The organism is Streptomyces sp. NPDC050997 (genome assembly GCF_040660135.1).
Classification (GTDB): Bacteria; Actinomycetota; Actinomycetes; order Streptomycetales; family Streptomycetaceae; genus Streptomyces.
Genome location: NZ_JBFAGK010000005.1, coordinates 194,450 through 218,128, shown reverse-complemented (window position 1 = coordinate 218,128; position 23,679 = coordinate 194,450). Strand labels below are relative to the sequence as shown.

Genomic DNA, 23,679 nt, shown 5'->3' with positions numbered 1-23,679 from the left:
TCCTTCAGTCTCCGGCGCACGAGCCTCCGGGCACACCAGAACAGAACCTGACGCGGGACGTCGTGCGGGAACGTTGTGTGCAGGCCCTGTATGGCGAGCACCTGCACGGGGACAGTGCTCGGGGTCAGTGCTCGGGGTCGGCCCCGAACAGATGGGCGATGCCGACGACGCGCTCGATGATGACGACGGCCACCGCGGCGAAGAGGACCATCACGGTGCCGACGGCGGTCACGGTCGGGTCGTAGTTGTACTGGAGGTAGTTGAAGATCCGCACCGGCAGGGTCTGCATGTCCGTGGTCACCACGAACAGCGCGACCGTCAGGTCGTCGAAGGACGTGATCAGAGCGAAGAACGCCCCCGCGATCAGCGGCCCGCGCACGGCGGGCAGTGTCACGTGCCAGAACACCTGCGGTGCCTTCGCGCCCAGACCGGCGGCGGCCAGCTCCGCCGACCGATCGAGCCCGGCGAGGCCGGCCAGGACCAGGCGCACGGTGTACGGGACGGTCAGCACCAGGTGCGCCAGCAGCAGGGTGAGAGGGCTGGACGCCATGCCGAGCTGGGCGTACCACTGGAGCAGCCCGATGCCGAGCACGATCGTCGGCACGGCGAACGCGCTGGAGAACAGCCTGTCCAGCACCGACTTCCCCGGGAAGGGGTAGCGGTGGATGGCCAGCCCCGCGGCGAGCCCGAGCGCCGTGGACACCACGGCCGCGCCCGCCGCCACGCCGATGCTGAGCAGGAACGAGTCCAGGAACTCGGGGCGGTTCAGCAGCTCCCCGTACCAGTGCAGGGTCAGCCCCTTGGGCGGAAAGGTGACGTAGCTGGTCGTGGTGAGCGACGAGGCGATGGTCACGAGTACGGGAGCCAGCAGGAACAGGCCGACGAGCGCTGCGAACGCGGCTCCGAGCAGGCTCCTCGCGCGCCCGCCCACGCCCGTGGTGGGCGACTTGCCCACTGGCTTGCTCGTGGACTCGCCCGCCGCCTTGCTCACCGCGGTTGCCGTGCTCACGCGAACACCTCCTTTCCTCCGCGCCCGCGCAGGAGCCGGGCGTACGCGGCCGTCAGAATCGTCGTCACCACGATCAGGATGAAGCCGATCGCCGCCGCATACGGCCAGTCCAGATTGGTCGTGGCCTCGGTATAGACGAAGTACGGCATCAGCTTCACCGTGGGCCCGCCCAGAATCGCCGGGGTGACGAAGCTGGAAACGGTCAGGCTGAACACGATCAGCGAACCGGCGAGCATCCCCGGCAAGGACAGCGGGACGGTGATCCGCCAGAAGGATGTCCAGCCGCTTGCCCCCAGGCCCTTGGCCGCGGGCGTGAGAGCCGGGTCGACCCGGTCCAGGCTGCCCATCAGCGGCAGCACCATGTAGGCGAGCATCACGTGCACCATGCCGACGACGACCGCGGTGTCGTTGTACAGCATCTTCGGCGCGTCCAGGCCCACGGCGCGGAACGCGTCCGCGATCGGCCCCTTCGGCCCGAGCAGCACCAGCCACCCGTACGCCCTGGTCACCATGGAGATGAGCAGCGGCGACAGCAGCACGAGGGAGAGGTAGTTGCGCGTCCTGGGGGAGCGCCCGCGCAGATAGACGGCGAACGGGTAGCCCACGACGAGGCAGCCGAGGGTGGTCAGTGCGCCGATCCACAGGGTGTGCCACAGCACGCCACGGTAGAAGCCGTCCCCGAGAAACCGCGTGTAGTTGTGCAGTGTGGGGGCGCCCGCCTGGGTGCGGAAGCTGTTGTACACCAGCATGAACAGCGGTGCGATGAAGAGCAGGGCGAGCACGACGATGGCCGGGGAGGCCAGCAGCAGGCCGGTGCGCCAGGGGCCGCGCTCCTTGACCGGCCTGGGCACGTCCGGCGTCGGCGCGGAGTCGTCGGGCGTCAGGGCCGGGCCGCGAGTGACGCGTGCTGTGGTTGCCATGCGCAAATCACCTCCTCGCCCAGCGTGGGCACTTCGGAACCGAACGGCATCGTGGCCTCGACGCGTCCTGCTGCCGTGGCCACCACACAGCGGATGCGGGTGCCGAGGAAGCGGGTGGCCTCGACGGTCCCGGGGAGCCCCGGCTCCGCGGTCCTGTTGGTGGGTGCCCTGTCCGAGCGGCCCTTCTCGGGTACGGCCAGCACCCGCACGGCCTCCGGCCGCACGTAGAGCCGTACTGCCTCGCCGTCGCCCGGCGCGGCGCCGACCGGTGTCGCCGTGACGAGGTGCGCGTCACCGATCCGGCAGCGGTGCCCGTCGGCGGCAGCCCCCGCCGCGAGACCATCGAGGACGTTGACCTCGCCGACGAACTGCGCCACGAAGTCCGTGGCCGGACGCAGGTACACGGTCTCGGGGTCGTCCAGCTGGTGGATCGTCCCCTCGGCCATCACCGCGATCCGGTCCGACACCGCGAGCGCCTCCTCCTGGTCGTGGGTGACCAGAATCGTGGTGGTGCCCACTCGGCGCTGGAGAGCGGCGACCTCCTCGCGCAGGCGCACCCTGAGCTGGGCGTCGAGGTTGGAGAACGGCTCGTCGAGCAGCAGCAGGTCGGGTTCCACGATCAGCGCCCTGGCCAGGGCCGTGCGCTGACGCTGGCCGCCGGAGAGCTGGCGCGGGTACCGCTCGCCCATGCCGTCGAGCCCCACCAGTTCCAGGGCCTCGGCCGCCTTGCGCCTGCGCTGGGCGGCCCCGACCTTGCGCATCCGCAGGCCGAACGCGATGTTCTCCGTCACCGTCATGTGCGGGAACAGGGCGTAGGACTGGAAGACCATGCCCATGGCCCGCCGGTTCGCGGGGAGCCGGGTGATGTCGTGGCCGTCCACCTCCACCACGCCGGAGTCGGGCAGCAGATGGCCCGCCACCATGTTCAGCGTGGTGCTCTTGCCGCACCCCGACGGACCGAGCAGGGTGAGGAACTCACCGGGCTCCATCACCAGGTCGATGCCGCGCACGACCTCCTTGCCGCCGAGGGACTTGTGGATCCCCTTGAGGACCAGCCGCCCGCGTGTGCTCCCTGCCCGCGCGGCGGTGTCCGGCCCGGTCGGCACGCTCTCCTTGCCCACGGGGCCCACGGGGTCCGTCTCCACGGTCACTTGCTCTCCACCTGCTTGTTCCACTTGTCGGTCCAGGCGGAACGGTTCTTGTTGACCGTCTTCCAGTCGAGCTTCAGCAGGGAGTCCGCCTTGTCGGCGCTGACGATCGTGTTCTTCAGGGCGGGGTCCTCCTTGACGCCCTGGACCACCGGGCTGTCGTAGGTCACCTTGGCCAGCGCCTGCTGGACGGACGGTTCCAGAAGACGGGCGACGAACTTCTGGGCCAGCTCCTCATGTGGTGCCTTCTTGACCACGTTCGCCGTGGTCACCAGGCCGATCGCACCGTCCTTCGGGTAGACGAACTCGATCGGGAAGTCCTTTTCCGACAGCGTCGAGGTCCGCGATTTCCCCCACACCGAGGCGGCGGCCTGGCCCTGGAGGAAGTAGTTCGACACGTCGGCGGTGGTGTCGAACGTGGCCGCGTTCCTGGCGATTCTCTTCACCGCCGTGAGGCCAGGGTCGATGTCCTTTTCCGAGCCGCCGTTCGCCCTGGACGCGCCGACCAGCAAACCCACCCCGTAGGTGTTGGTGATCGACGGGAGGACCACCTTGTCCTTCAGCTTGGGGTTGGCCAGGTCCTCCCAGGTGGTGGGCTTGGGGACGCCGTGCTCCTTGAACCACTCGGGGTTGTAGGCGATGCCCGTGGCCGTCAGCCCGAACCCCACCCCCGAGTCGTTCTCCATGCGGGCGATCTTCACCACGTCGTCCACGGGCACCACACCGGTGTCGATCGACGTGAGCAGTCCGGCCTCCAGTGCCTGCGCCTGGGGGCCGTCGTCGACCAGCGCGACGTCGATCTGCGGGCTGGCGCGCTGTGCCTTCAGCTTGGCGACGGTGTCGGTGGAAGAGCCGGGGATGTACGTGACTTTGCAGCCGCAGGTCTTCTCGAACGTGGGCAGCACCGAGTCGCGGAACGCAGTCTCGAACGAACCGCCGTAGCCGGCCACCACCAGGGCGCCCCCCTTGCCGCCGCCGGCGGCGGCACTGGGAGAGCCGCAGCCGGTGACGGCGAAGGTGAGCGCGAGGACACTGGTCGCGGCACACAGGGCGGGCAGGGTTGATCGGGGGGAAGGCATTGCTACCTCCTGCAATGAGGGTTGGAAGTGCCGTTCCCGCGACCGGAGGAGGCGGGAGGGAGGGGGGAAAGCGATGTGGGGCCTGAGGGCCTCACGCGTTGCGCGAGGGGGGTGGGCCGGGGGGAGGGGGGCAGACGGGATCAGCCGAGCGGGCCGGGAAGCGAGGTCTCCACGTAGAAGCGGGATGTGTCGGTCGGCAGGATCATTTCGAGGTGTTCGACCACCTTGTCGTTCTCCGCCCAGGTGACGCGTAGCCAGCGGAAGACCGCGGTACCCGGTTTCAGGCCGAAGAGCTCGGCGTGCTTCTCGTCCAAGGCGTACGGCTCCACGTAGAGCCGTGAGCGTTGCAGCGGCACTCCGCGGTCGCGGAGGTACATGTGGCTCGTGATGGTGACCAGGTCCTGTTCCAGCAGATCAGGGGCGAACCGGAAGGGCAGCACGGCGAGTTCTGTGCTGGTCACCCGGCTGCCGTCCGCGCTCAGCTTGTGGCGTTCGAGCTGCACGACGGCGTCGTTGTCGTCCAGGCCGGGCAGCCGCAGGTCGGCGCTCCCCGCGGGCAGGACCTTGGCGCCGATCACCCGGTGGTCGCCGTGGGCCTCGGGCCCGCTGGTCAGCACGCCCGCCGAGCGGAGCAGGTTCTCCTCGTCGGCGGTCTGCGCGACGAACGTGCCGTGCCTGCGGTACCGGACGACCAGCCCGGCGTCCGCGAGGTCGCGCAGCGCGCGCTGCACGGTGATCCGCGAGACACGGAACTGTTCTCCGAGTTCGGCTTCGGTGGGCACCCGGGTTCCGGGCTGCCACCGGCCGTCCCGGATGTTTCCCTCCAGCTCTCTGCGGATCTGCTCGTACAGCGGGAGGTCACGTTCGGCCATGTGTAGAGACTGATCCGAGCCAATTGCTATGTCAATACGTTGGATAGATATGACTCGGGGCTGTAACGCGCCCTCAGGCCGGGCGCGGCGGGGGAAACGTCTCCGCAATACGCGGCGCCCGGCGGCGGGCCGCCGCGCCCGGGGGTGACGGCATCGCTCATCGGCGTGCCCGGCGGTCCGCCACCCTGGCCGGTCACCGTGCATCACCGCAGTAACCGCGGGGCGCGGGCCCACCCATGACGGTACGGGTTCCAGGCGCGTCGACGAAGTCCGCAGTGAGCGACGCCCGTTGTCATTCCTTGGTTGTGGTGACGTAGACCATCGGGGGACGGACGGGCGCCTTCGTGCCCGGGACAGTGGCGGTATGGAGAAGACCAAGGGGATCGACCGGGCACAGTTCCTGACGGGGGCCGCGGCGCTCGGGGGCGCGGCGCTGCTGCCCCCGGGGCGCGCGGAGGCGGCCGGGCGGGCCGGGCGCGGGCTGCGGCGCCGGGGTGTCGTCTACACCGTGGGGGAGGGGGAGACGCCGGCCACGGCCTTCAGCACCGCCCGGATGCGCGCGGACCTCCGTGCCGTCCGCGACGACCTGCACGCCGACACCGTCGACGTCACCGGCGACGGCGTGGAGCGCCTCACGGCCACGGCCGCCGAGGCGGCCGAACTCGGACTGCATGTCTGGCTCCAGCCGACTCTCGGGGACGTTCCGGAGCGGGACATCCTCGAACACCTCGCGGAGAGCGGGCGGTTCGCGGAGCGGCTGCGGCGGCAGGGCGCGAGCGTGGAGCTCAGCGTGGGCTGCGAGTTCTGGCTGTTCGTCCCCGGGATCGTGCCCGGGGCGAACGTCATGGAGCGCATCGAGAACCTGCGGAACGGCACCGTCGACTGGGAGCTGATGCAGCGCCGCCTGGACCGTTTCACGGCGAAGGCGGCGAAGGTGGGCCGCTCGGTCTTCCGGGGCCGGCTGAGCTACGCCGCCGCCCAGGACGACCGGGTCGACTGGAACCTGTTCGACGTGGTCGGCATCGACTACTACTCGTACTTCCGCGAACGGGACGACTACGTAAGGGAGTTGAAGCGGTACCTGCGCTGGGGCAAGCCCCTCGCGATCACCGAGTTCGGCACCTGCGCGTACGTCGGCGCGCCTCAGACGGCCGGTATGGGCTGGGACATCGTCGACTACGACAAGAACCCGCCGGAGATCAAGGGCGACCCGGTCCGCAGTGAGCGTGTCCAGGCCGCCTACCTGACCGATCTGCTCGACGTCTTCGAGTCGATGGGCCTCTACGCGGCGATGGCCTTCGAGTTCGTGACCGCGGACGCCCCGCACCGCCCGGACGACCCGCGTCACGACCTCGACCTGGCGAGCTACACCATCACCAAGCCCCTCAAGGACCGCCCGGACGACCCGAGTTCGGACTGGCACTGGGAGCCGAAGGAAGCGTTCCACGCGCTGGCCCGCCGGTACGGCAGCCGCCGGGCCGCACACATCTAGCGACAGTAGGTGTCCCGCGCGGGCCGCTCGCCGGTGGCCAGGAACCGCGAGACCGTCTCGTCGCCGCACGCGTTGCCGTTGCCCAGGTAGGCGTCGTGGCCGGTCGAGTTCACGGTGACCATGACGGCACGGCGGCCGAGGGCCTCGCGGAGCTTCTTGGCGCCGCTCAGCGGGGTCGCCACGTCGCGCTCGTTCTGGACGAGCAGGACGTTGGACGGGCCGCGGTCGGTGATCCGCACGGGTCCCTGTTGCGGCTGCCACGGCCAGGCGGCGCACACCATCGCGTTACGGGGCATGCCGGCGGTCAGCGGGTACTTGGCCCGGCTCTCCGCCACGCCCTTCTCGTACACGTCGGCCGACCTGGGCCACGCGCTGTCGTTGCAGATGGTGGCGGCGCCGACCGCGGTGAAGTTCTGCAGCACCTCATCCGGAGGGGACTGCGGCGCGGGCGGCACCGCGCCCCCCTGCGCGGCCAGGATCAGCTGGGCCAGGGCCGGGTAGTCGTCGGGGTCGTAGAAGCTGTTCAGCATGGTCTGGCGCAGCACGTTGCCGTTCAGCTCCTCCGGGTTGGCGCCGGGCCAGGGGATCGGCTCGCGGTCGAGCCGGGCGGCGAGCCGCAGGAACAGCGGGCGCACCTCGGCCGCCGTGTCGGCCAGGCGGTACGGATTGCCGGGCGCGGAAGCCCACTTGGCGAACTCGGGGAAGTTGTCCTCGACGCCGACCTCGAACGCTTCGAGCCAGGCGCGCTCCGCCCGGACGGGGTCGGGATTGCCGTTGCTGTCCAGCACGATGCGGTCGGTGCGGTGCGGGAACAGCTGGTTGTAGACGGCGCCGATGTACGTGCCGTACGAGACACCCCACGCCGACAGTTTGCGCTCGCCGAGGGCGGCGCGGATGCGGTCGATGTCGCGGGCGTTGTCGACCGTGCTGATGTGCCGCATCAACTCGCCGCCATTGCGTGCGCAGGCCTCCGACATGCGCCGGGCGGTGGTCATGTTCTGGGTGACGGATCCGTCGGAGGCGGGCCAGGGCCGCAGCGCCGTCAGGGCGAGGTCGGCGTGGTCGAGCCCGCAACTGACGGGCGTCGACGGCGCGTTGCCGCGCGGCGCGAACCCGATCAGGTCGTAGGCGTCCCGGACGTCCTGCGGGAGCTGCTGCCCTTTGCCCGAGGGGTCGTCGAGGCTGGTGCCACCCGGTCCGCCGGCGATGAGCAGCAGGGCGCCCCGGCGGGCGGACGGCTTCTCGCTGGGGATGCGGGAGACGGCCAGGTCGATCTTCGGGCCGTCGGGATGCGCGTAGTCCATCGGGACTTCGAGGGTCGCGCACTGCTGGCGGGGGTCGAGTCCGGTGCCCGCGCACTTCGTCCACTGGAGGGAGGGGGCGGCGGCGGAGGCGGACGTGGTCAACGGGGCGGTGAGACCGAGGAGGACGGCGGAGGTGGCGACCAGGGCCGCGTTTCTCTTGATCTGCGTCATGCGGACGAGCCTCGCGGAGAACCGCCGCCCGCCCCATCCGGCCAACTGCCCTGTCGTTACGGGGGTTTGCCCCAGGGCGCGCCCACAGGTCAGGGATTCCGGCACAACAGGTGTGGCGTCATCGTCGAATCGAGCGATGGCGCCTTGCCGTAGGGAGACTCTCTGACGCGGTGGTGTCCGTGCTGTCCCCCGGCCGTCACTCGGCGGCCGGTCCGGTGGTGAAGAACTCGACCGTCTGCTCCAGGCCCCGCTCGCCGAACATGGTCTCCAGACTGGTGGCGGACTCGTCGGCGGACGCCTCGCCGCGCGGGAAGAGGGCCTCCTCGTACGCGGTCAGGGCGGCCTCGGTGTCGCCGGGGTGGGCGGCGATCGCCAGAGCGAGTTCGGCTCCGTCGAGCATGGCCAGGTTGGCGCCCTCCCCGGCGAACGGGGACATCAGGTGGGCGGCGTCACCGAGCAGCGTCACGCCCGGGGTCCGCTCCCAGCGGTGTCCGACGGGCAGGGCGTGGATGCGGCGGGGGATGATCGTGTCCGCGTCGGCGACCAGGGCGCGCAGGTCCTGGTGCCAGCCTTCGAAGTGGGCGAGGACGGCGGCCTTGGCGGCGGCGTGGTCGGTGAAGTCGACGGTGTCGAGCCACCCTTCGTCGGTCTTGAGCGCGGCGTAGACGTGGAGGCTGTCGTCGGTCTCCCGGTGGGCGAGGAAACCACGCTCGTGCCCAAGGCCGATGAAGAATCCGTCGCCGATGACGGCGGCGCTGCGAGGGTGGCGGGTGTCGGCGTCCACCAGGTCGGTCTCGACGAAGGAGATGCCGGTGTAGGCGGGCTTCGCGTCCGAGAGGAGCGGCCGGACACGGGACCAGGCGCCATCCGCGCCGATCAGCAGGTCGGCGGTGATGGTCGAACCGTCGGCGAAGGTCACCTCGTGGCGTCCGTCGCCCAGTGCCCGGGCGCCGGTCACCCTGCTGTCCCAACGGATCGTGCCGTCCGGCAGGGAGTTCAGCAGCAGGTCACGCAGCTCGCCGCGGTCCACCTCGGGGCGGCCCCCGTCGCCATCGTCCTCGGCGGAGACGTGGACGGTGCCGTCGGGGCCGACCAGGCGCGTGGCCTGGCCACCCTCGCGGATGATCTTGCGGAAGTCGTCGTGGAGGCCGGCGGCGTGCAGGGCCTGCTGCCCGTTCTCCTCGTGGATATCGAGCATGCCGCCCTGTGTGCGGGCCTGCGCGGACGCCTCCAGTTCGAAGATCGTCGCCTCGATCCCGTTGACATGCAGGACGCGGGCGGCGGTCAGCCCGCCAAGGCCTCCGCCGATGACTGCGATGGGGTAGTGGGTGGTCATGAGGGCCTCCAGAAAAGGATGTGCGGGTACGCATGCGGCGGATCGGACACCTCCACCGTAACGAACATGTTCGTTGCGAACAAGTTCGGTGAACGGCGCGTGGGGCCCCAGAAGGGAGAGTGGCGTACCCGCCGACCCCGAGCGGCGCATGAAGGGCCTGGGCGGGGCGCGGGTCCGCCGGATGATCGGCGGGAGGTGCCTCAGTCGCCCGTGCCGGGGACGGGCGTGTGTGTGATGCCGTTGACGAGAACGTCGAAGCTCCAGCGCATACGGTCGCTGGGGGTGCCGCTGAGCAGAGCGGGCATGTGCGCCTTGATCGCCGGGTGAGTGGTCTCGTCGGCGGCGTGCAGGGCCTGGGTGGTGGCGTTCCAGTCGTCGCCCGCCGTGGGGTCGTGTTCCTGCGTCGACTGCTCGGCGGCCGTGGCCGTGGCGTCCTGGAGCAGCTTGTCGACACCCCAGGCGACCTGCTCACGGGCGGCGCCACTGCGGGAGAGCAGATCCACGATCCGTTCCACCAGCCGCAGGTAGTTCTCGCCGCTGGGGCGCGCCACGAGCGCCGACCGGGCGAGCTGCGGGTGCTCGAACAGTACGAGGGTGTAGGACGTCAGTACGGCTCGGAGCTGGTCGCGCCAGCCGTCCCCGGCGCTGTCGGCGGCCAGATCGACCTCGCCCAGCAGGGCGTCCAGCACGGCCGCGTGCAGTTCGGCGGTGTTGGCCACGTAGACGTAGAGCGAGGCTGGGCCGGTGTCCAGCTCCTGCGCCAGCCGGCGCATGGTCACCTTCTCCAGTCCCTCGGCGCGCATGATCCGCACAGCGGTGTCCACGATCCACCGCCGAGAAAGGGCGGGCTTGGCCGGACGCTCCCTGCGGCTGATCGGCTCTCTTCTCGCAGTCATCCACCGATCGTAACGAACGCGTTCGTTATGTGGAGGTCCGGTGCGCCCAGGAAGCGCCGCTACCGGAGAAGGCCGAGGAAGCCCGTCCAGGCGGGCGCGGGGAAGACGAGGACGGGGCTGTCCGAGGCGAGTTTGGAGTCCCGGACAGGCACGACGCCGGGGACTCCGTCGGCGACCTCGACGCAGCTGCCGCCGTTACCGTCGCTGTAGGTGCTCTTGCGCCAGCGGGCGGCGCCAGGGAAGTCGTACGCGATCTCGACGCATGTCTCGCCGCCGCTGCCGCCGCTGTAGGTGCTCTTTCGCCAACGGGCGTTGGTCAGGTCGTACCGGTGCATCGTCTGTGGTCCTCCGCCGCCGATTCGACCAGGGTCAGGGACGCCTCCGGCGACAGCGCGGCGGCCCTGAGCTGATCGTATGCCGACTGCGCTCGCATCACCACGGCCGGATCGTCCAGGAGGTTCCCCGAATACACGGCTTCTGTATAGGCCGTTGGAGGCGCGTCCTCGAAGTCCATGAACGTGATCATCCCGGTCATGGCGTACGCCCCCGCCGCGTACGGCAACACCTGCACCAGCACGGCCCGCTTGCGCGCCAGCGCGGCGACGTACTCCAGTTGCTCGGCCATCACCGCCGACCCACCCACCGGGATCCGCAGCACGTTCTCGTGGAGGATCGCCCAATACTCGGGCCTTGTAGCGTCCTTGAGGATCCTCGACCGCTCCACGCGCCCGGACACCTTCTCCTCGATGTACTCGTCCGGCGCGAACGGGTTCATCGAGAGTGTGATCGCCCGTGCGTACTCCGCCGTCTGCAACAGGCCCGGAACCAGCGCCGGCGCGAACTCGCAGATCTTCGTTGCCAGGGCCTCCAGCTCGGCCGCCTTCGCGAAGTAATCCGCATACCGAGGATCATCGATGAGCTGTCGGCACAGTCGCTCGAAAATACCGTCGGTTTGTAGGGCCTCGTCAATCCGTTGCGCGACATCCAATTGCGGTTTCCGAATGGCCTGTTCGAACTGTCCGATGTACCCACCGGACACGAAAACCCTCAAGCCCAGCTCCACTTGAGTGATCCCCGCGTCCTCCCGTCGCCGCTTCAGCTCCGTTCCGAAGAACTCCCACACCGCTTGGCGTGAACCATTGGCCACAGCCAACCACCTTCCGCTGACCGGCACTTGTAGTGCACAGACTCCTGCCGAGTGTAGGTCCCGCAGGGCACTCTGGAGATGAGAAGAGTGAAACTCGAAAAGGAAGGGGAGCACGGTGGGGTCTGTGGAGTCACAGCACTCGGCGTACTGCGTCGAGGCGGCGGAGGAAACGGTGAAAGAATTGCGCGAGGCACTCCTCATGGCGGGAATTATTCTTCCGTCGCTGGGGCTTGATCCGGTGAGTCTCGCGCGGGAGGCGCCCTGTCCGCTCGTGGAATTGGGGCGGTGTTCCGTGGAGACCGCACGGCGACTCGCCGCGGTGTTGCGGTGAAGCCGCCTGTGGGGGCGTATGTCGTGGACACCCGGAACGAGCGGGTCGGGATCGTCATGGGGCACGAGGGGCCGTATGTGCAACTGAGACCGTACGGCGGGGGCCGGGAGTGGGACGCCGACCCGGGCGCCGTACGGCAGGCCACCCAGGCCGAGCGGCTGAGCACAATGACGGCGTACGCCAACGCGCGCAGCCGCGGTGAGGTGCCTTGAAACACAGGGGCGACGGGGGACAGCCGGCGTAGGCGAGAATGGGCCCATGAGTCTGTTCCGTGACGACGGCATCGTGCTGCGCACCCAGAAGCTGGGTGAGGCGGACCGGATCATCACCCTGCTCACGCGCGGTCACGGACGGGTACGGGCCGTGGCCCGCGGGGTACGACGGACCAAGTCGAAGTTCGGGGCCCGGCTGGAGCCCTTCTCCCACGTCGACGTGCAGTTCTTCGCGCGGGGCAGCGAACTGATCGGGCGCGGGCTGCCGCTGTGCACACAGAGCGAGACCATCGCGCCGTACGGGAGCGGGATCGTCGTGGACTACACGCGGTACACCGCCGGGACGGCCATGCTGGAGACCGCCGAGCGGTTCACCGACCACGAGGGCGAGCCGGCGGTGCAGCAGTATCTGCTGCTCGTCGGGGCGCTGCGGACGCTCGCCCGCGGCGAGCACGCCCCGAACCTCGTCCTGGACGCGTTCCTGCTCCGCTCCCTCGCCGTCAACGGGTACGCGCCCACCTTCACCGACTGCGCGAAGTGCGGTATGCCCGGTCCGAACCGGTTCTTCTCGGTCGCGTCCGGAGGGTCGGTCTGCGTGGACTGCCGGGTGCCCGGGAGCGTCGTACCGTCGCCGCAGACCCTGGAACTCCTCGGGGCGCTGCTTACGGGAGACTGGGAGACCGCGGACGCGTGCGAGCCGCGGCATGTGCGGGAGGGCAGCGGGCTGGTGTCCGCCTATCTGCACTGGCATCTGGAGCGCGGGCTGCGCTCGCTCCGTTACGTGGAAAAGTAAGCGCCGAACCAGGCAGAGGGAGACGAGAACCACATGGCCGTACGCGGGATCCTGGGGCGCCAGCGCCGTGAGTACAAGACGCCGGAACCGCATCCGTCCGGAGCCCGTGCGCCGAAGCTCCCGGGTGAGCTGATCGCGAAGCATGTGGCGATCGTCATGGACGGCAACGGACGCTGGGCGAAGGAACGCGGGCTGCCGCGCACCGAGGGGCACAAGGTCGGTGCCGAGCGGGTGCTGGACGTGCTGCAGGGCGCGATCGAGATGGGCGTCGGGAGCATCTCGCTGTACGCCTTCTCCACGGAGAACTGGAAGCGCTCGCCCGACGAGGTGCGCTTCCTGATGAACTTCAACCGGGACTTCATCCGCAAGACCCGGGACCAGCTCGACGAACTCGGGATCCGGGTGCGGTGGGTGGGGCGGATGCCCAAGCTGTGGAAGTCCGTCGCCAAGGAGCTCCAGATCGCCCAGGAGCAGACCAAGGACAACGACAAGCTGACGCTGTACTTCTGCATGAACTACGGCGGCCGGGCCGAGCTCGCGGACGCCATGCAGGGCATCGCGGAGGATGTGAAGGCCGGTCGGCTCGACCCGTCGAAGGTCTCCGAGAAGACCATCCAGAAGTACCTGTACTACCCGGACATGCCGGACGTGGACCTGTTCCTGCGGCCCAGCGGGGAGCAGCGCACCTCCAACTACCTTCTCTGGCAGAGCGCTTACGCCGAGATGGTCTTCCAGAACGTGCTCTGGCCGGATTTCGACCGGCGGGACCTTTGGCGGGCGTGTGTGGAGTTCGCCTCGCGTGACCGGCGCTTTGGTGGAGCCATCCCTAATGAGGAGCTGCTCGCCATGGAGGGCAAGCAGGAGTAGGCCTTACAGGCGCCCGGTGTTGCTGCTGGGGGGTGGGTGTGCGCAACCCGGCGCTTGCGGGGTGCCGCTGCGCCCACCCTCCCCCACTCTCGACTTCGCTCGACCGGGGGGACCCCCATCGCCCCAGCGGCACGATTGCCCGCAGCTATGACTTGGCGGCGCACTCCGCACACGTGCCGAAGATCTCCACCGTGTGGGCCACGTTCACGAAGCCGTGTTCCGCCGCGATGGCGTCCGCCCACTTCTCCACCGCCGGGCCCTCGACCTCGACGGCCTTGCCGCAGACGCGGCAGACCAGGTGGTGGTGGTGTTCGCCGGTGGAACAGCGGCGGTAGACGGACTCGCCGTCGGAGGTGCGCAGGACGTCGACCTCGCCGGCGTCGGCGAGCGACTGGAGCGTGCGGTAGACCGTGGTCAGCCCGACGGAGTCGCCCTTGTGCTTGAGCATGTCGTGGAGATCCTGCGCACTGCGGAACTCGTCGACCTCGTCGAGCGCCGCCGCCACGGCGGCCCGCTGCCGGGTCGCGCGGCCCTTCACTGGCGGTCCAGCGGTCGTCACCGAAAGCCTCCTCACGTCTGCACCTGCCGGGCCATTGTGCCAGTCCGGCCTGTCAACGGTCAGACGCCGACCTTCCCGCCGGCTTCACGGCCGGCCGGAATCACACACTCCGCCGGGTCCCCGGCAGGCTGCCGGGCGGCGAGGGCCCGCGCGCGGCGCCGGGCCAGCGGGGTCGCCAGCACGGTCAGCGCGATGAACGCCCCGATGGTCAGCAGCACGATCGTCGCGCCGGGCGGTACGTCCTGGTAGTACGACGTGACGGTCCCGCCGATCGTCACGCTCACGCCGATCGCCACCGCGAACGCGAACGTCGCCGCGAAGCTGCGGGTGAGCTGCTGGGCCGCCGCCACCGGCACCACCATCAGCGCCGACACCAGCAGCAGGCCCACGACCCGCATGGCGACCGTGACCGTCACCGCCGCGGTGATCGCCGTCAGCAGGTTCAGCGCGCGCACCGGCAGACCCGTGACCCGCGCGAACTCCTCGTCCTGGCTGACCGCGAACAGCTGGCGGCGCAGGCCCACCGTGACGAGGAGCACGAGCGCCGCGAGCCAGCAGATCGCGGTCACGTCCGCCGGGCTCACCGTCGACAGGGAGCCGAACAGGTACGACATCAGGTTCGCGTTGGAGCCGCCCGGCGCGAGGTTGGTGAACATCACGCCGGCCGCCATACCGCCGTAGAAGAGCATCGCGAGGGCGATGTCGCCGCGGGTCTTGCCGTACCAGCGGATCAGCTCCATCACGACGGTGCCGAGGACGGAGACCGCCATCGCCATCCACACCGGGGAGGCGGACAGCAGGAAGCCGAGGCCGACGCCGGTCATCGCCACATGGCCGATGCCGTCTCCCATGAGGGCCTGGCGGCGCTGGACGAGGTAGATGCCGACCGCGGGGGCGGTGATGCCGACCAGGACGGCGGCGAGCAGGGCCCGCTGCATGAAGGCGTAGTTCAGGAGGTCCATCAGCTCAGCAGTCCCGTCCGGATCGGTTCGGCGTCGTGAGCCGCGTGCGGGTGTACGTGGTCGTGGCCGGGCAGGGCGTGCTGGCCGAGGGCCTGCGGGGGCGGGCCGTCGTGCGTCACGCAGCCGTCGCGCAGGACGACCGCCCGGTCGATCAGGGGCTCCAGGGGGCCCAGTTCATGGAGGACGAGCAGCACGGTCGTACCGGACGCCACCTGGTCCCGTAGCGTCTGCGCGAGGACCTCCTGGCTGGCCAGGTCCACGCCCGCCATCGGCTCGTCCATGATCAGCAGTTCGGGTTCGGCGGCGAGGGCGCGGGCGATCAGCACGCGCTGGTGCTGGCCGCCCGACAGGGCGTTGACGGAGTCCTTGGCGTGGTCGGCCATGCCGACCAGGTCCAGGGCCCGGCGTACGGCCTCGCGGTCGGCCTTGCGCAGCACGCCGAAGCGGGCCCGGGACAGCCGGCCGGAGGAGACGATCTCGGTGACCGTGGCGGGCACACCGCCCGCGGCGGTGGTGCGCTGCGGGACGTAGCCGACGCGCGCCCAGTCCCGGAAGTCGCGGCGCGGGGTGCCGAACAGCCTGATCTCGCCGCCGGTGAGCGGCACCTGGCCGATGACGGTGCGGATCGCGGTCGACTTGCCGGAGCCGTTGGCGCCGAGCAGCGCGACGACCTCACCGTGGTCCACGGTGAGGTCGATGCCGCGCAGGACGGGGCGCGAGCCCAGCTCGGCGCGGACGCCGCGCAGGGATACGACGGGCTCGCTCACGAGGTCCTCCGTGGGGATCATTGGGCGCCCAGTGCGGTCTTCAGCGCCTTGAGGTTGGAGTCCATGACCTGGAAGTAGTCGTCGCCCGCGGACTTGGACGTGATGCCCTCGATCGGGTCGAGGACGTCTGTCTTGAGCCCGGCGTCCGCTGCGATGGTCTTCGCGGTCTTGTCGCTGACGAGCGTCTCGTAGAAGACCGTGGAGACGCCGTCGGCCTTCGCCATCTTCTCAAGGTTCCTGACGCGGTTGGCGCTGGGCTCCGACTCGGGGTCGAGGCCGCTGATGGCTTCCTCGGTCAGGCCGTAGCGCTCCGCGAGGTAGCCGAAGGCGGCGTGCGTGGTGATGAAGACCTTGGTCTTCGTGTTCGTCAGGCCGTCCTTGAACCGGGTGTCGAGGGCGCCGAGCTTCTTGACCAGGGCGGCGGTGTTCTTCTTGTAGTCGGCCGCGTGGTCCGGGTCGGCCTTCTCGAAGGCCTTGCCGACGCCCTCGGCGACCTGGGCGTAGCGCACCGGGTCGAGCCAGACGTGGGGGTCGAGGCCGGCCAGTTCCTCGTCCGCGTGGTCGTCGTGCTCGGCCGCGTGGCCGCCGACCTCGTTGCCGTGCTTCTCCAGCGTGGTGAGGGAGGCGGCGTCGATCTTCGTCCCGATCCCGGACTGGCCCACCGCGTCGTCGACGGCGGGCTGGAGGTTCTTGAGGTAGAGCACCGCGTCGGACTCCTGGAGCTGCGCGGTCTGCTGGGCGCTGATCTCCAGGTCGTGCGGCTCCTGGCCGGGCTTGGTGAGGCTGGTGACGTTCACATGGTCCCCGCCGATCTGCTGGGCGAGGAACTGCAACGGGTAGAACGACGCGACGACGTCGAACTTGTCCGTGTTGCCCGCTGCGGCACTGTCGGTGGAGCAGGCGGAGAGGGTACCGAGGCTCAGCGCGGTGACGGCGGTCACGGCGGCCGTGGGTATGAGGCGACGTCGTACGTTCATGACAGTCATTTTCAACTAAAGTGGAAATGATTGTCAACAAAGCAGATCGGAAGGGGGGTGGCGGTGCTCGGAGCCCGGACCGATTTGATTGGAGGGGAGCCCTCGCCGGTAACCTGAAGCATTCGCTCTGAAGCAATGCTCCGAAGCACGTCCTGAAGCATCTCGCTTCGTCGCCCGTCGTCGTAATGAAGAGAGCACCGTGGCCGCCGACAAGATCGACACCATCGTCAGCCTGAGCAAGCGCCGTGGCTTCGTATTCCCCTGCAGTGAGATCTACGGCGGACAGCGCGCCGCCTGGGACTACGGGCCGCTGGGTGTCGAGCTCAAGGAGAACCTCAAGCGCCAGTGGTGGCGCTACATGGTGACATCGCGCGAGGACGTCGTCGGTATCGACTCGTCCGTGATCCTGGCCCCCGAGGTCTGGCAGGCATCCGGCCACGTCGCCACCTTCACGGACCCGCTCACCGAGTGCACCTCCTGTCACAAGCGGTTCCGCGCGGACCACCTGGAAGAGGCCTACGAGGCCAAGCACAACCGCCCGCCGGAGAACGGCCTGGCGGACGTTAACTGCCCCAACTGCGGCAACAAGGGCCAGTTCACCGAGCCCAAGCAGTTCTCGGGTCTGCTCTCCACCCACCTCGGCCCGACCCAGGACAGCGGCTCCGTCGCCTACCTGCGTCCCGAGACAGCGCAGGGCATCTTCACCAACTTCGCCCAGGTGCAGACCACTTCGCGCCGCAAGCCGCCGTTCGGCATCGCGCAGATGGGCAAGTCCTTCCGCAACGAGATCACGCCCGGCAACTTCATCTTCCGCACCCGCGAGTTCGAGCAGATGGAGATGGAGTTCTTCGTCAAGCCGGGCGAGGACGAGAAGTGGCAGGAGTACTGGATGGAGCAGCGCTGGAACTGGTACACCGGCCTGGGCCTGCGCGAGGAGAACATGCGGTGGTACGACCACCCGGCCGAGAAGCTCTCCCACTACTCCAAGCGCACCGCCGACATCGAGTACCGCTTCCAGTTCGGCGGCAACGAGTGGGGTGAGCTGGAGGGCGTCGCCAACCGCACCGACTACGACCTCGGCGCCCACTCCAAGGCCTCCGGCCAGGACCTCTCCTACTTCGACCAGGAGGCCGGCGAGCGCTGGACGCCGTACGTCATCGAGCCGGCCGCCGGTGTCGGCCGCGCGATGCTGGCGTTCCTGCTCGACGCGTACATCGAGGACGAGGCCCCCAACGCCAAGGGCAAGCTGGAGAAGCGCACGGTGCTGCGCCTCGACCCGCGGCTGTCCCCGGTGAAGGTCGCGGTGCTGCCGCTGTCCCGCAACCCGGAGCTGTCCCCGAAGGCCAAGGGCCTCGCCCAGGCGCTGCGCCAGAACTGGAACATCGACTTCGACGACGCCGGCGCCATCGGCCGCCGCTACCGTCGCCAGGACGAGATCGGCACGCCGTTCTGTGTGACCGTCGACTTCGACACCCTGGACGACAACGCGGTCACCGTCCGCGAGCGTGACTCGATGAAGCAGGAGCGGGTGTCGCTGGACCAGATCGAGGGCTACCTGGCCAGCCGGCTGATCGGCTGCTAGGTCCTGTCCTAGGAGTGCCGACCGCTTGATCGGCTGTTGAATTGGCCCTTGATACGGGTGCCGTTGTGGACCTGTATCAAGGGCCGACGCATGTCCAGGGTGAACGCATGAGCATCGCGTTTTTGCTGACCACCCTTGTCGTCGTCGTGACGCCCGGTACCGGGCTCGTCTACACCCTGGCCGCCGGGCTCTCCCGTGGCCGCCGCGCGAGTGCCGTCGCGGCCTTCGGCTGCACGCTGGCGATCGTGCCGCACGTGCTGGCCACGGTCACCGGCGTCGCGGCCGTGCTGCACGCGAGCGCGACCGCGTTCCAGATCCTGAAGTACGCCGGTGTGGTGTACCTGCTGTACATGGCGTGGGTCATGGTGCGCGACAAGCGCGCGATCGACCTCGACCAGAGCGCCGAGCCGTCCGGCTCCCGCGCGGTGATCGTCCGGGCGGTACTGATCAACGTCCTCAACCCCAAGGTGACGATCTTCTTCCTCGCCTTCCTGCCCCAGTTCGTCAGCCCCGAGGAGCCGTACGCGATGGGGCGGATGCTGGTCCTCGGCGGGGTGTTCATGCTGGTGACGTTCGTCGTGTTCCTCGCGCTCGGGCTGCTCGCGGCGTCCGTGCGCCGGCACATCGTGTCCCGGCCGCGCGTGATGACGTGGCTGCGGCGGAGCTTCGCGGGGTCGTTCGTGGTGCTGGGGGCGAGGCTGGCGTACGGGGGCTGACCGCCGGCAGGCCAGGGGTCAGGTCGCCGACGGATCCTCCGTCGCCTGGTGGGCCTCCGTGAGATGTTCCTCCGCCTTCAGCCAGGGCAGGAACTGCGCCGGTCTGCGCCAGCCGCACGTGTCACATCTGATCGTGCGCTGCGTTCCCGCACGCTGCACCCGCACGACGTGTTCGCGCCCGTGCTGGTCCCAGCGGCTCACCTTGCTCGTGTTGCTCTCCAGCATGCTGCCTCCAGAGGCCGCGCCCTGTGGGTCTGTCGGCGCAGCAAGGAGTGTGCAGCAAGACCAACATCAACGGGGGTTCCTTCACCTGTTTCTCGCGGCTCGGCCAACTCGTGTTGTGGGCCCCGGCCTTCGGGGCCGGCCTTCGGGCCCCGGTTTCCCAGCACCGGGTCTCCGGGCCCCGGTCTCCGGGTCCCCGGTCTCCGGGTCCCCGGGTCCCCGGGTCGGTCTCCGGGGCTCCGGGCCCCGGTCTCCGGCCCTCAGTCGATCGTCCTCGGCAGGCGCAGGCTCAGCAGACCGGTCAGCGCGATCGCCGCCAGCTGCACGAGAAGCGTGATGACCAGGGCGTCCCGCATACCCAGGCCCGGTACGAGGGAGAGGAACAGGGTGCCGAGCGTGGCGACGCCGAGTGCCAGGGCGGACTGCTGGGCGGTGGTCATCACCCCGCTGCCGACGCCGGCCCGCGCGGGCGGCACCTCGGACAGCACGATCCGGAAGATCACCGGGAGTTGCAGCGCCTGCCCCACGCCCGCGACCGCGCCGCCCGGCAGCAGGGCCAGCAGGCCGAGGTCCGGCCAGGAACGCCACGCGGCCAGCGCGATCAGGGCCACGCCCACGCCCTGGAGCAGGGCGCCCGCGGTCACCACCCGGGTGCCGTACCGGGCGATGAGCCGTGGTCCGGCGATCGAGGTGAACAGGAACGTCACCGCCAGGGGAGCCAGCGCCAGGCCCGCCCGCACGGGGCTGAGGCCCGCGCCCTGTTGCAGGGCCACCGCGATCACGAACATGAAGCCGCTGAACCCGACGGAGAACGGCAGGATCACCACCAGCCCGCGTCGCAGCGACACCAGCGCGAACAGACTCGGCGGCACAAGCGGCGTACGGCCCAGCCGGTCCGCCCTGCGCTCCACCGCGTAGAAGGCCGCCGCCACGAACGGGAACGCCGCCAGCGACAGCCACGTCCACAGCGGCCAGCCCGCCGCCCGGCCCTCGGTCAGCGGGGCCAGCAACGTGAGGAGCGCGGCCGCCAGCAGGACCGTGCCCGGGACGTCCACCGGCTCCGGACGCCGCGCCCGGGTCTCCGGGACCGTGCGGGCCGCCAGGACCAGACCGACGAGGACGACCGGCACGTTCACCAGGAACACCGCCCGCCAGCCGCCGCCCGCGCCGAAAAGGAACGACAGCGGTGTCGCGGCCACGAGGACGCCGCCGAGGATCTGGCCGAGCACCATGGACAGGCCCGCCGTCGCTCCGTACAGGCCCATCGCCTTGGCACGGCGGGGGCCCGCGGTGGCCGCCTGGATGGTGGCGAGCACCTGCGGCAGCATCGCGGCCGACGCCGCGCCCTGCGCGATCCGCGCCGCGACCAGGGTCCAGGCGGTGGGCGCGAGCCCGCAGGCCAGCGAGGTCAGGCCGAAGGCGGCCATGCCGCCCAGGAAGAACCGCCGTCGCCCGAACAGGTCGCCGAGACGGCCCCCGAGGACGAGCAGGACGGCGTACGCGAGGCCGTATCCGGCGACCACGAGTTCGAGGACCGACTCGCCCGCCGAGAGGTCCGCGGCGATCGTGGGCAGGGCGACGTTGACGATGAAGAAGTCGATGAGGGGCAGTGCCGCAGCGAGCAGCACGGTGAAGAGTCCGAGTCCGCCGAGCGCGGGTGGAGTCACGGAGGAGGAGCGGACCTGGTGCGAAGGGATGGTTTCGGTCACGCTCATCAGCCTGGGACCGCTCGGAGAGGGGTACCAGAGTCTTCTTATCCTGGTAGCGGAACCACCTGGAAACAGGGTCCGTGGGGGTGGCAGGCTGGTGGACATGACGACCACGGCCCAGGAGACGGCGCTCGAAACCCCGCGCGGTACGGCCGTGTCGGAGATCCGGCGGCACGAACTCGCCGCCTTCCTGCGCCACCGCCGCGAGCACATCGCCCCCGAGCGGGTCGGCCTGCCCCGTGGCCGCCGACGCCGTACCCCGGGACTGCGCCGCGAGGAGGTCGCCCACCTCTCCGCGGTCGGGGTCACCTGGTACACCTGGCTCGAGCAGGCCCGGGACATCCAGGTCTCCGTCCAGGTCCTGGACGCGCTCGCCCGCACCCTGCTGCTCGATCCCAGTGAGCGAGCCCACCTCTTCCAGCTCGCCGGAGCCGTGGACCCGACGCCGGCCACCAGCTGCTCGACGGTCACCCCGGCGCTGCGGACGGTGCTGGAGCAGTTGGAGCCGGTGCCGGCCTGTGTGCAGAACAGCCGGTACGACATCCTCGCCTACAACCGCACCTACGGGCTGCTGCTGTGCGACCTGGAGGCGGTGCCGCCCGAGGACCGCAACTGCATGATCCTCTGCTACACGCACACGGAGTGGCGCTCCTCGATCGTGCACCTGGAGCAGACCCAGCGGCTGATGGCGGCCCGGTTCCGCGCCACGATGGCGGGGCATCTCGCCGAGCCCGCCTGGAAGTTACTGCTGAAGCGACTGAGCGCGGAGTCCCCGGACTTCCGTGAGGCCTGGGAGCGGCACGAGGTCGGCACGCACCGGGTGCGGCGCAAGGAGTTCCTCAACCGGTACGTCGGCCGTGTCGTCGTCGACCACACCGACCTGTGGCTGGGACCGGAGGCAGGTCCGCGCATGGTCACGTACGTGCCCTCGGACGAGAAGTCACGGCGCCGCCTGGAGCGGCTGCACACGATCGCGCTGGAACGGGAAGGAGAAAGGCAAAGGGAAGGGGACGGAGAAGGGGGAGGGGAGCGGGAGTTGGAGCTGGCGCTGGAGAGCGAGGCCGCTTCGACTCGCGGCTGACTCCCAGGCGCTGGCCACGCCCCGTGGGCCTTACGCCCCACAGGACCTACGCCCCACGGGCCCTACGGCACCCGCGCGCCGACCCCCGCGGCCTGACGCACCTCCGTCGACGACAGCCGCTCCGCCGTCCGTTCGGCGGTCCCGCGAGCCCACCGCCCGCTGGTCAACGCCCCCACCACCAGCACGGCGAACCCGCATCCCGCGAGCACCCACCACCCGGGCATCGCGGCGGACACGAACGTCTCCCGGTACGACGAGGAGCCGATCCTCGCCGCCAGTACCGCGCCGATCACCGCGACCCCCAGGGTCTGCCCCAGCTGCCGGCTCGTGGACGCGACAGCCGCGGCCACCCCGGCCTGGCTGCGCGGCATCCCCGAGACCGCCGTATTGGTGATCGGCGCGTTGACGAACCCGAAGCCGATGCCGAACAGCACGAACCCGACGAACAGCGTGACGTTCGACGTCTCGGCCTCGAACGCGGCGAACAGCACACCGCTCGCCGTCATCGCGACCCCCGCGATCAGCAGCGGCACGCGCGGCCCGAGGCTCCCGAGCAGGCGCCCGGACAGCGGTGCGCACAGGAACGTCGGTACGGCCATGGGCAGCATCCACAGGCCCGCGTGCAGGGCGTCCAGGCCTCGCACGTTCTGCAGGTACAGCGTCGACAGGAACAGGAACCCGCCGAGCGCGGCGAACCCGCAGACCGCGATCACCGTCGCGCCGCTGAACGGAGCCGACCGGAAGAACCGCAGATCGATCAGGGGCTCGTCCCGCCGGGGCTCGTACCAGAGCAGGCCCGCGAGCGCGGCGAGCGCGACCACGGCGAAGGGCAGCACCGCGACCAGGCCCGCGTTCGGCGCCTCGATGATCGCGTACGTCAGCGCACCGAACAGCGCGATCACCAGGACCTGCCCGACCGGGTCGGGGCGGCGGGCCTTCGGGGCGCGGGACTCGGGGACGTAGCGGAGGGTGAGCAGGAAAGCCGCCAGACCCACCGGCAGGTTGATCCAGAAGATCGAGCGCCAGCCGACCGACTCCACGAGCAGTCCGCCGATCAGCGGCCCGGCGGCCATGGAGAGACCGACCACCGCACCCCACGCGCCGATCGCCCGTGCCCGCTCGCGCGGGTCCGTGAAGGTGTTGGTGATGATCGACATGGCGACCGGGTTCAGCATCGATCCGCCCACCGCCTGAACCATGCGGAAGGCGATCAGCGCGTCGAGGTTCGGCGAGATGGAGCACAGCGCCGAGCCGATGGTGAAGACGACCAGCCCCGCCATGAAGACCCGCTTGCGGCCCAGCCGGTCGGCGGTGGAACCGGCCAGCATCAGCAGCGAGGCGAGCACCAGGGTGTAGGCGTCGATGGTCCACTGCAGGCCCGCCGTGCTCGCGTGCAGGTCCTTCTGCATGGAGGGCAGGGCGACGTTCAGGACGGTGTTGTCGAGGCTCACGATCAGCAGGCTCATACAGCAGATCGCGAGCACGAGCATCCGTCGACGGTGGCTGAGCTCGGGCATGCGCTCCAGA

General features: G+C 69.9%; 25 protein-coding genes. 8 read left to right on the top strand and 17 right to left on the bottom strand.

Features of this window, described 5'->3' with window-relative positions:
• Positions 1–124: 124 nt before the first annotated feature.
• From AB0H86_RS13725 to AB0H86_RS13705, 5 genes are all read right to left on the bottom strand, one after another.
• Positions 125–1,009 carry an ABC transporter permease gene (locus AB0H86_RS13725; protein WP_362436829.1) on the bottom strand — a complete coding sequence of 295 codons (885 nt, stop codon included), beginning with the start codon at positions 1,007–1,009 and terminating at the stop codon, positions 125–127.
• Positions 1,006–1,929: an ABC transporter permease gene (locus AB0H86_RS13720; protein WP_362436827.1), complete on the bottom strand. Its 924-nt coding sequence runs from the start codon at positions 1,927–1,929 to the stop codon at positions 1,006–1,008. The genes AB0H86_RS13725 and AB0H86_RS13720 overlap by 4 nt, the downstream gene beginning before the upstream one ends.
• A complete protein-coding gene (locus AB0H86_RS13715; protein ID WP_362436825.1) occupies positions 1,890–3,080 on the bottom strand; it encodes an ABC transporter ATP-binding protein in 1,191 nt (396 codons plus the stop codon). The genes AB0H86_RS13720 and AB0H86_RS13715 overlap by 40 nt, the downstream gene beginning before the upstream one ends.
• The gene (locus AB0H86_RS13710) at positions 3,077–4,156 is read right to left on the bottom strand and encodes an ABC transporter substrate-binding protein (protein ID WP_362436823.1); all 1,080 of its coding nucleotides are present in this window, start codon (positions 4,154–4,156) and stop codon (positions 3,077–3,079) included. The genes AB0H86_RS13715 and AB0H86_RS13710 overlap by 4 nt, the downstream gene beginning before the upstream one ends.
• A 140-nt stretch (positions 4,157–4,296) precedes the next feature.
• Positions 4,297–5,028: a GntR family transcriptional regulator gene (locus AB0H86_RS13705; protein ID WP_362436821.1), complete on the bottom strand. Its 732-nt coding sequence runs from the start codon at positions 5,026–5,028 to the stop codon at positions 4,297–4,299.
• 364 nt (positions 5,029–5,392) lie between these two features.
• Here AB0H86_RS13705 and AB0H86_RS13700 point away from each other — a divergent pair, with 364 nt between their 5' ends.
• A complete protein-coding gene (locus AB0H86_RS13700; protein WP_362436819.1) occupies positions 5,393–6,520 on the top strand; it encodes an abortive phage infection protein in 1,128 nt (375 codons plus the stop codon).
• Here the strand turns inward: AB0H86_RS13700 and AB0H86_RS13695 are convergent.
• The 5 genes from AB0H86_RS13695 to AB0H86_RS13675 form a co-directional block, all read right to left on the bottom strand.
• The gene (locus tag AB0H86_RS13695) at positions 6,517–7,995 is read right to left on the bottom strand and encodes an alpha/beta hydrolase (RefSeq protein ID WP_362436817.1); all 1,479 of its coding nucleotides are present in this window, start codon (positions 7,993–7,995) and stop codon (positions 6,517–6,519) included. The genes AB0H86_RS13700 and AB0H86_RS13695 overlap by 4 nt on opposite strands.
• A 196-nt stretch (positions 7,996–8,191) precedes the next feature.
• Complete coding sequence (locus AB0H86_RS13690; protein ID WP_362436815.1) at positions 8,192–9,331, bottom strand: NAD(P)/FAD-dependent oxidoreductase; 1,140 nt, start codon at positions 9,329–9,331, stop codon at positions 8,192–8,194.
• Positions 9,332–9,531: 200 nt separating this feature from the next.
• Entirely contained in the window at positions 9,532–10,227 is a 696-nt protein-coding gene (locus AB0H86_RS13685; protein ID WP_362436813.1) for a TetR/AcrR family transcriptional regulator C-terminal domain-containing protein, read from the bottom strand.
• A 59-nt stretch (positions 10,228–10,286) separates the two neighbouring features.
• A complete protein-coding gene (locus AB0H86_RS13680) occupies positions 10,287–10,562 on the bottom strand; it encodes a DUF397 domain-containing protein (RefSeq protein WP_362436811.1) in 276 nt (91 codons plus the stop codon).
• Positions 10,544–11,374: a helix-turn-helix transcriptional regulator gene (locus tag AB0H86_RS13675; RefSeq protein ID WP_362436809.1), complete on the bottom strand. Its 831-nt coding sequence runs from the start codon at positions 11,372–11,374 to the stop codon at positions 10,544–10,546. Before AB0H86_RS13675 ends, AB0H86_RS13680 begins: the two co-directional genes overlap by 19 nt.
• 124 nt (positions 11,375–11,498) lie before the next feature.
• Here AB0H86_RS13675 and AB0H86_RS13670 point away from each other — a divergent pair, with 124 nt between their 5' ends.
• Genes AB0H86_RS13670 through AB0H86_RS13655 form a run of 4 tightly spaced genes read left to right on the top strand, consistent with a single transcriptional unit; the run spans position 11,499 to position 13,577 of the window.
• Positions 11,499–11,705 carry a hypothetical protein gene (locus AB0H86_RS13670; protein ID WP_362436807.1) on the top strand — a complete coding sequence of 69 codons (207 nt, stop codon included), beginning with the start codon at positions 11,499–11,501 and terminating at the stop codon, positions 11,703–11,705.
• Complete coding sequence (locus AB0H86_RS13665; protein ID WP_362436805.1) at positions 11,702–11,917, top strand: hypothetical protein; 216 nt, start codon at positions 11,702–11,704, stop codon at positions 11,915–11,917. Before AB0H86_RS13670 ends, AB0H86_RS13665 begins: the two co-directional genes overlap by 4 nt.
• Positions 11,918–11,963: 46 nt before the next feature.
• Positions 11,964–12,710, top strand: coding sequence for a DNA repair protein RecO (gene recO / locus AB0H86_RS13660; RefSeq protein ID WP_362436803.1), 747 nt, complete (start codon positions 11,964–11,966; stop codon positions 12,708–12,710).
• A gap of 33 nt (positions 12,711–12,743) precedes the next feature.
• A complete protein-coding gene (locus tag AB0H86_RS13655) occupies positions 12,744–13,577 on the top strand; it encodes an isoprenyl transferase (protein ID WP_362436801.1) in 834 nt (277 codons plus the stop codon).
• A 145-nt stretch (positions 13,578–13,722) separates the two neighbouring features.
• Here the strand turns inward: AB0H86_RS13655 and AB0H86_RS13650 are convergent, their stop codons facing one another.
• The 4 genes from AB0H86_RS13650 to AB0H86_RS13635 are packed head-to-tail and all read right to left on the bottom strand — an operon-like array spanning position 13,723 to position 16,842.
• Positions 13,723–14,136 (bottom strand): transcriptional repressor, encoded by a 414-nt coding sequence (locus tag AB0H86_RS13650; protein ID WP_362436799.1) that lies wholly within the window; start codon positions 14,134–14,136, stop codon positions 13,723–13,725.
• Positions 14,137–14,195: 59 nt separating this feature from the next.
• Positions 14,196–15,098, bottom strand: a complete 903-nt coding sequence (locus tag AB0H86_RS13645) for a metal ABC transporter permease (protein WP_362436797.1) — start codon at positions 15,096–15,098, stop codon at positions 14,196–14,198.
• The gene (locus AB0H86_RS13640; protein WP_362436795.1) at positions 15,098–15,886 is read right to left on the bottom strand and encodes a metal ABC transporter ATP-binding protein; all 789 of its coding nucleotides are present in this window, start codon (positions 15,884–15,886) and stop codon (positions 15,098–15,100) included. The genes AB0H86_RS13645 and AB0H86_RS13640 overlap by 1 nt, the downstream gene beginning before the upstream one ends.
• The gene (locus AB0H86_RS13635; protein ID WP_362436793.1) at positions 15,883–16,842 is read right to left on the bottom strand and encodes a metal ABC transporter substrate-binding protein; all 960 of its coding nucleotides are present in this window, start codon (positions 16,840–16,842) and stop codon (positions 15,883–15,885) included. Before AB0H86_RS13635 ends, AB0H86_RS13640 begins: the two co-directional genes overlap by 4 nt.
• A 199-nt stretch (positions 16,843–17,041) precedes the next feature.
• On the opposite strand from AB0H86_RS13635, the gene AB0H86_RS13630 reads away from it, so the two are divergent.
• Together AB0H86_RS13630 and AB0H86_RS13625 are read left to right on the top strand one after the other, a co-directional pair.
• The gene (locus tag AB0H86_RS13630) at positions 17,042–18,424 is read left to right on the top strand and encodes a glycine--tRNA ligase (RefSeq protein ID WP_362436791.1); all 1,383 of its coding nucleotides are present in this window, start codon (positions 17,042–17,044) and stop codon (positions 18,422–18,424) included.
• Between the two features lie 107 nt (positions 18,425–18,531).
• Positions 18,532–19,140 (top strand): LysE family translocator, encoded by a 609-nt coding sequence (locus tag AB0H86_RS13625; protein WP_362436789.1) that lies wholly within the window; start codon positions 18,532–18,534, stop codon positions 19,138–19,140.
• 18 nt (positions 19,141–19,158) lie between these two features.
• Here the strand turns inward: AB0H86_RS13625 and AB0H86_RS13620 are convergent, their stop codons facing one another.
• Positions 19,159–19,365, bottom strand: coding sequence for a hypothetical protein (locus tag AB0H86_RS13620; protein WP_362436787.1), 207 nt, complete (start codon positions 19,363–19,365; stop codon positions 19,159–19,161).
• A 257-nt stretch (positions 19,366–19,622) separates the two neighbouring features.
• Positions 19,623–21,077 (bottom strand): MFS transporter, encoded by a 1,455-nt coding sequence (locus AB0H86_RS13615; RefSeq protein ID WP_362436785.1) that lies wholly within the window; start codon positions 21,075–21,077, stop codon positions 19,623–19,625.
• Positions 21,078–21,174: 97 nt separating this feature from the next.
• Between AB0H86_RS13615 and AB0H86_RS13610 the strand changes: the two genes are divergently transcribed.
• Positions 21,175–22,152, top strand: a complete 978-nt coding sequence (locus AB0H86_RS13610) for a helix-turn-helix transcriptional regulator (protein ID WP_362436783.1) — start codon at positions 21,175–21,177, stop codon at positions 22,150–22,152.
• A 62-nt stretch (positions 22,153–22,214) separates the two neighbouring features.
• On the opposite strand, the gene AB0H86_RS13605 is transcribed toward AB0H86_RS13610, so the two are convergent.
• Positions 22,215–23,669: an MFS transporter gene (locus AB0H86_RS13605; RefSeq protein WP_362436781.1), complete on the bottom strand. Its 1,455-nt coding sequence runs from the start codon at positions 23,667–23,669 to the stop codon at positions 22,215–22,217.
• Between the last annotated feature and the right edge of the window lie 10 nt (positions 23,670–23,679).

What these genes read in the sequence shown, in the direction of transcription:
- AB0H86_RS13720 (WP_362436827.1), bottom strand. Translation starts at nt 1,929, where the DNA reads ATGGCAACCACAGCACGCGTCACTCGCGGCCCGGCCCTGACGCCCGAC.
- AB0H86_RS13710 (WP_362436823.1), bottom strand. Translation starts at nt 4,156, where the DNA reads ATGCCTTCCCCCCGATCAACCCTGCCCGCCCTGTGTGCCGCGACCAGT.
- AB0H86_RS13705 (WP_362436821.1), bottom strand. Translation starts at nt 5,028, where the DNA reads ATGGCCGAACGTGACCTCCCGCTGTACGAGCAGATCCGCAGAGAGCTG.
- AB0H86_RS13700 (WP_362436819.1), top strand. Translation starts at nt 5,393, where the DNA reads ATGGAGAAGACCAAGGGGATCGACCGGGCACAGTTCCTGACGGGGGCC.
- AB0H86_RS13695 (WP_362436817.1), bottom strand. Translation starts at nt 7,995, where the DNA reads ATGACGCAGATCAAGAGAAACGCGGCCCTGGTCGCCACCTCCGCCGTC.
- AB0H86_RS13690 (WP_362436815.1), bottom strand. Translation starts at nt 9,331, where the DNA reads ATGACCACCCACTACCCCATCGCAGTCATCGGCGGAGGCCTTGGCGGG.
- AB0H86_RS13685 (WP_362436813.1), bottom strand. Translation starts at nt 10,227, where the DNA reads ATGACTGCGAGAAGAGAGCCGATCAGCCGCAGGGAGCGTCCGGCCAAG.
- AB0H86_RS13680 (WP_362436811.1), bottom strand. Translation starts at nt 10,562, where the DNA reads ATGCACCGGTACGACCTGACCAACGCCCGTTGGCGAAAGAGCACCTAC.
- recO (WP_362436803.1), top strand. Translation starts at nt 11,964, where the DNA reads ATGAGTCTGTTCCGTGACGACGGCATCGTGCTGCGCACCCAGAAGCTG.
- AB0H86_RS13655 (WP_362436801.1), top strand. Translation starts at nt 12,744, where the DNA reads ATGGCCGTACGCGGGATCCTGGGGCGCCAGCGCCGTGAGTACAAGACG.
- AB0H86_RS13645 (WP_362436797.1), bottom strand. Translation starts at nt 15,098, where the DNA reads ATGGACCTCCTGAACTACGCCTTCATGCAGCGGGCCCTGCTCGCCGCC.
- AB0H86_RS13640 (WP_362436795.1), bottom strand. Translation starts at nt 15,886, where the DNA reads ATGATCCCCACGGAGGACCTCGTGAGCGAGCCCGTCGTATCCCTGCGC.
- AB0H86_RS13635 (WP_362436793.1), bottom strand. Translation starts at nt 16,842, where the DNA reads ATGAACGTACGACGTCGCCTCATACCCACGGCCGCCGTGACCGCCGTC.
- AB0H86_RS13625 (WP_362436789.1), top strand. Translation starts at nt 18,532, where the DNA reads ATGAGCATCGCGTTTTTGCTGACCACCCTTGTCGTCGTCGTGACGCCC.
- AB0H86_RS13620 (WP_362436787.1), bottom strand. Translation starts at nt 19,365, where the DNA reads ATGCTGGAGAGCAACACGAGCAAGGTGAGCCGCTGGGACCAGCACGGG.
- AB0H86_RS13615 (WP_362436785.1), bottom strand. Translation starts at nt 21,077, where the DNA reads ATGAGCGTGACCGAAACCATCCCTTCGCACCAGGTCCGCTCCTCCTCC.
- AB0H86_RS13610 (WP_362436783.1), top strand. Translation starts at nt 21,175, where the DNA reads ATGACGACCACGGCCCAGGAGACGGCGCTCGAAACCCCGCGCGGTACG.
- AB0H86_RS13605 (WP_362436781.1), bottom strand. Translation starts at nt 23,669, where the DNA reads ATGCCCGAGCTCAGCCACCGTCGACGGATGCTCGTGCTCGCGATCTGC.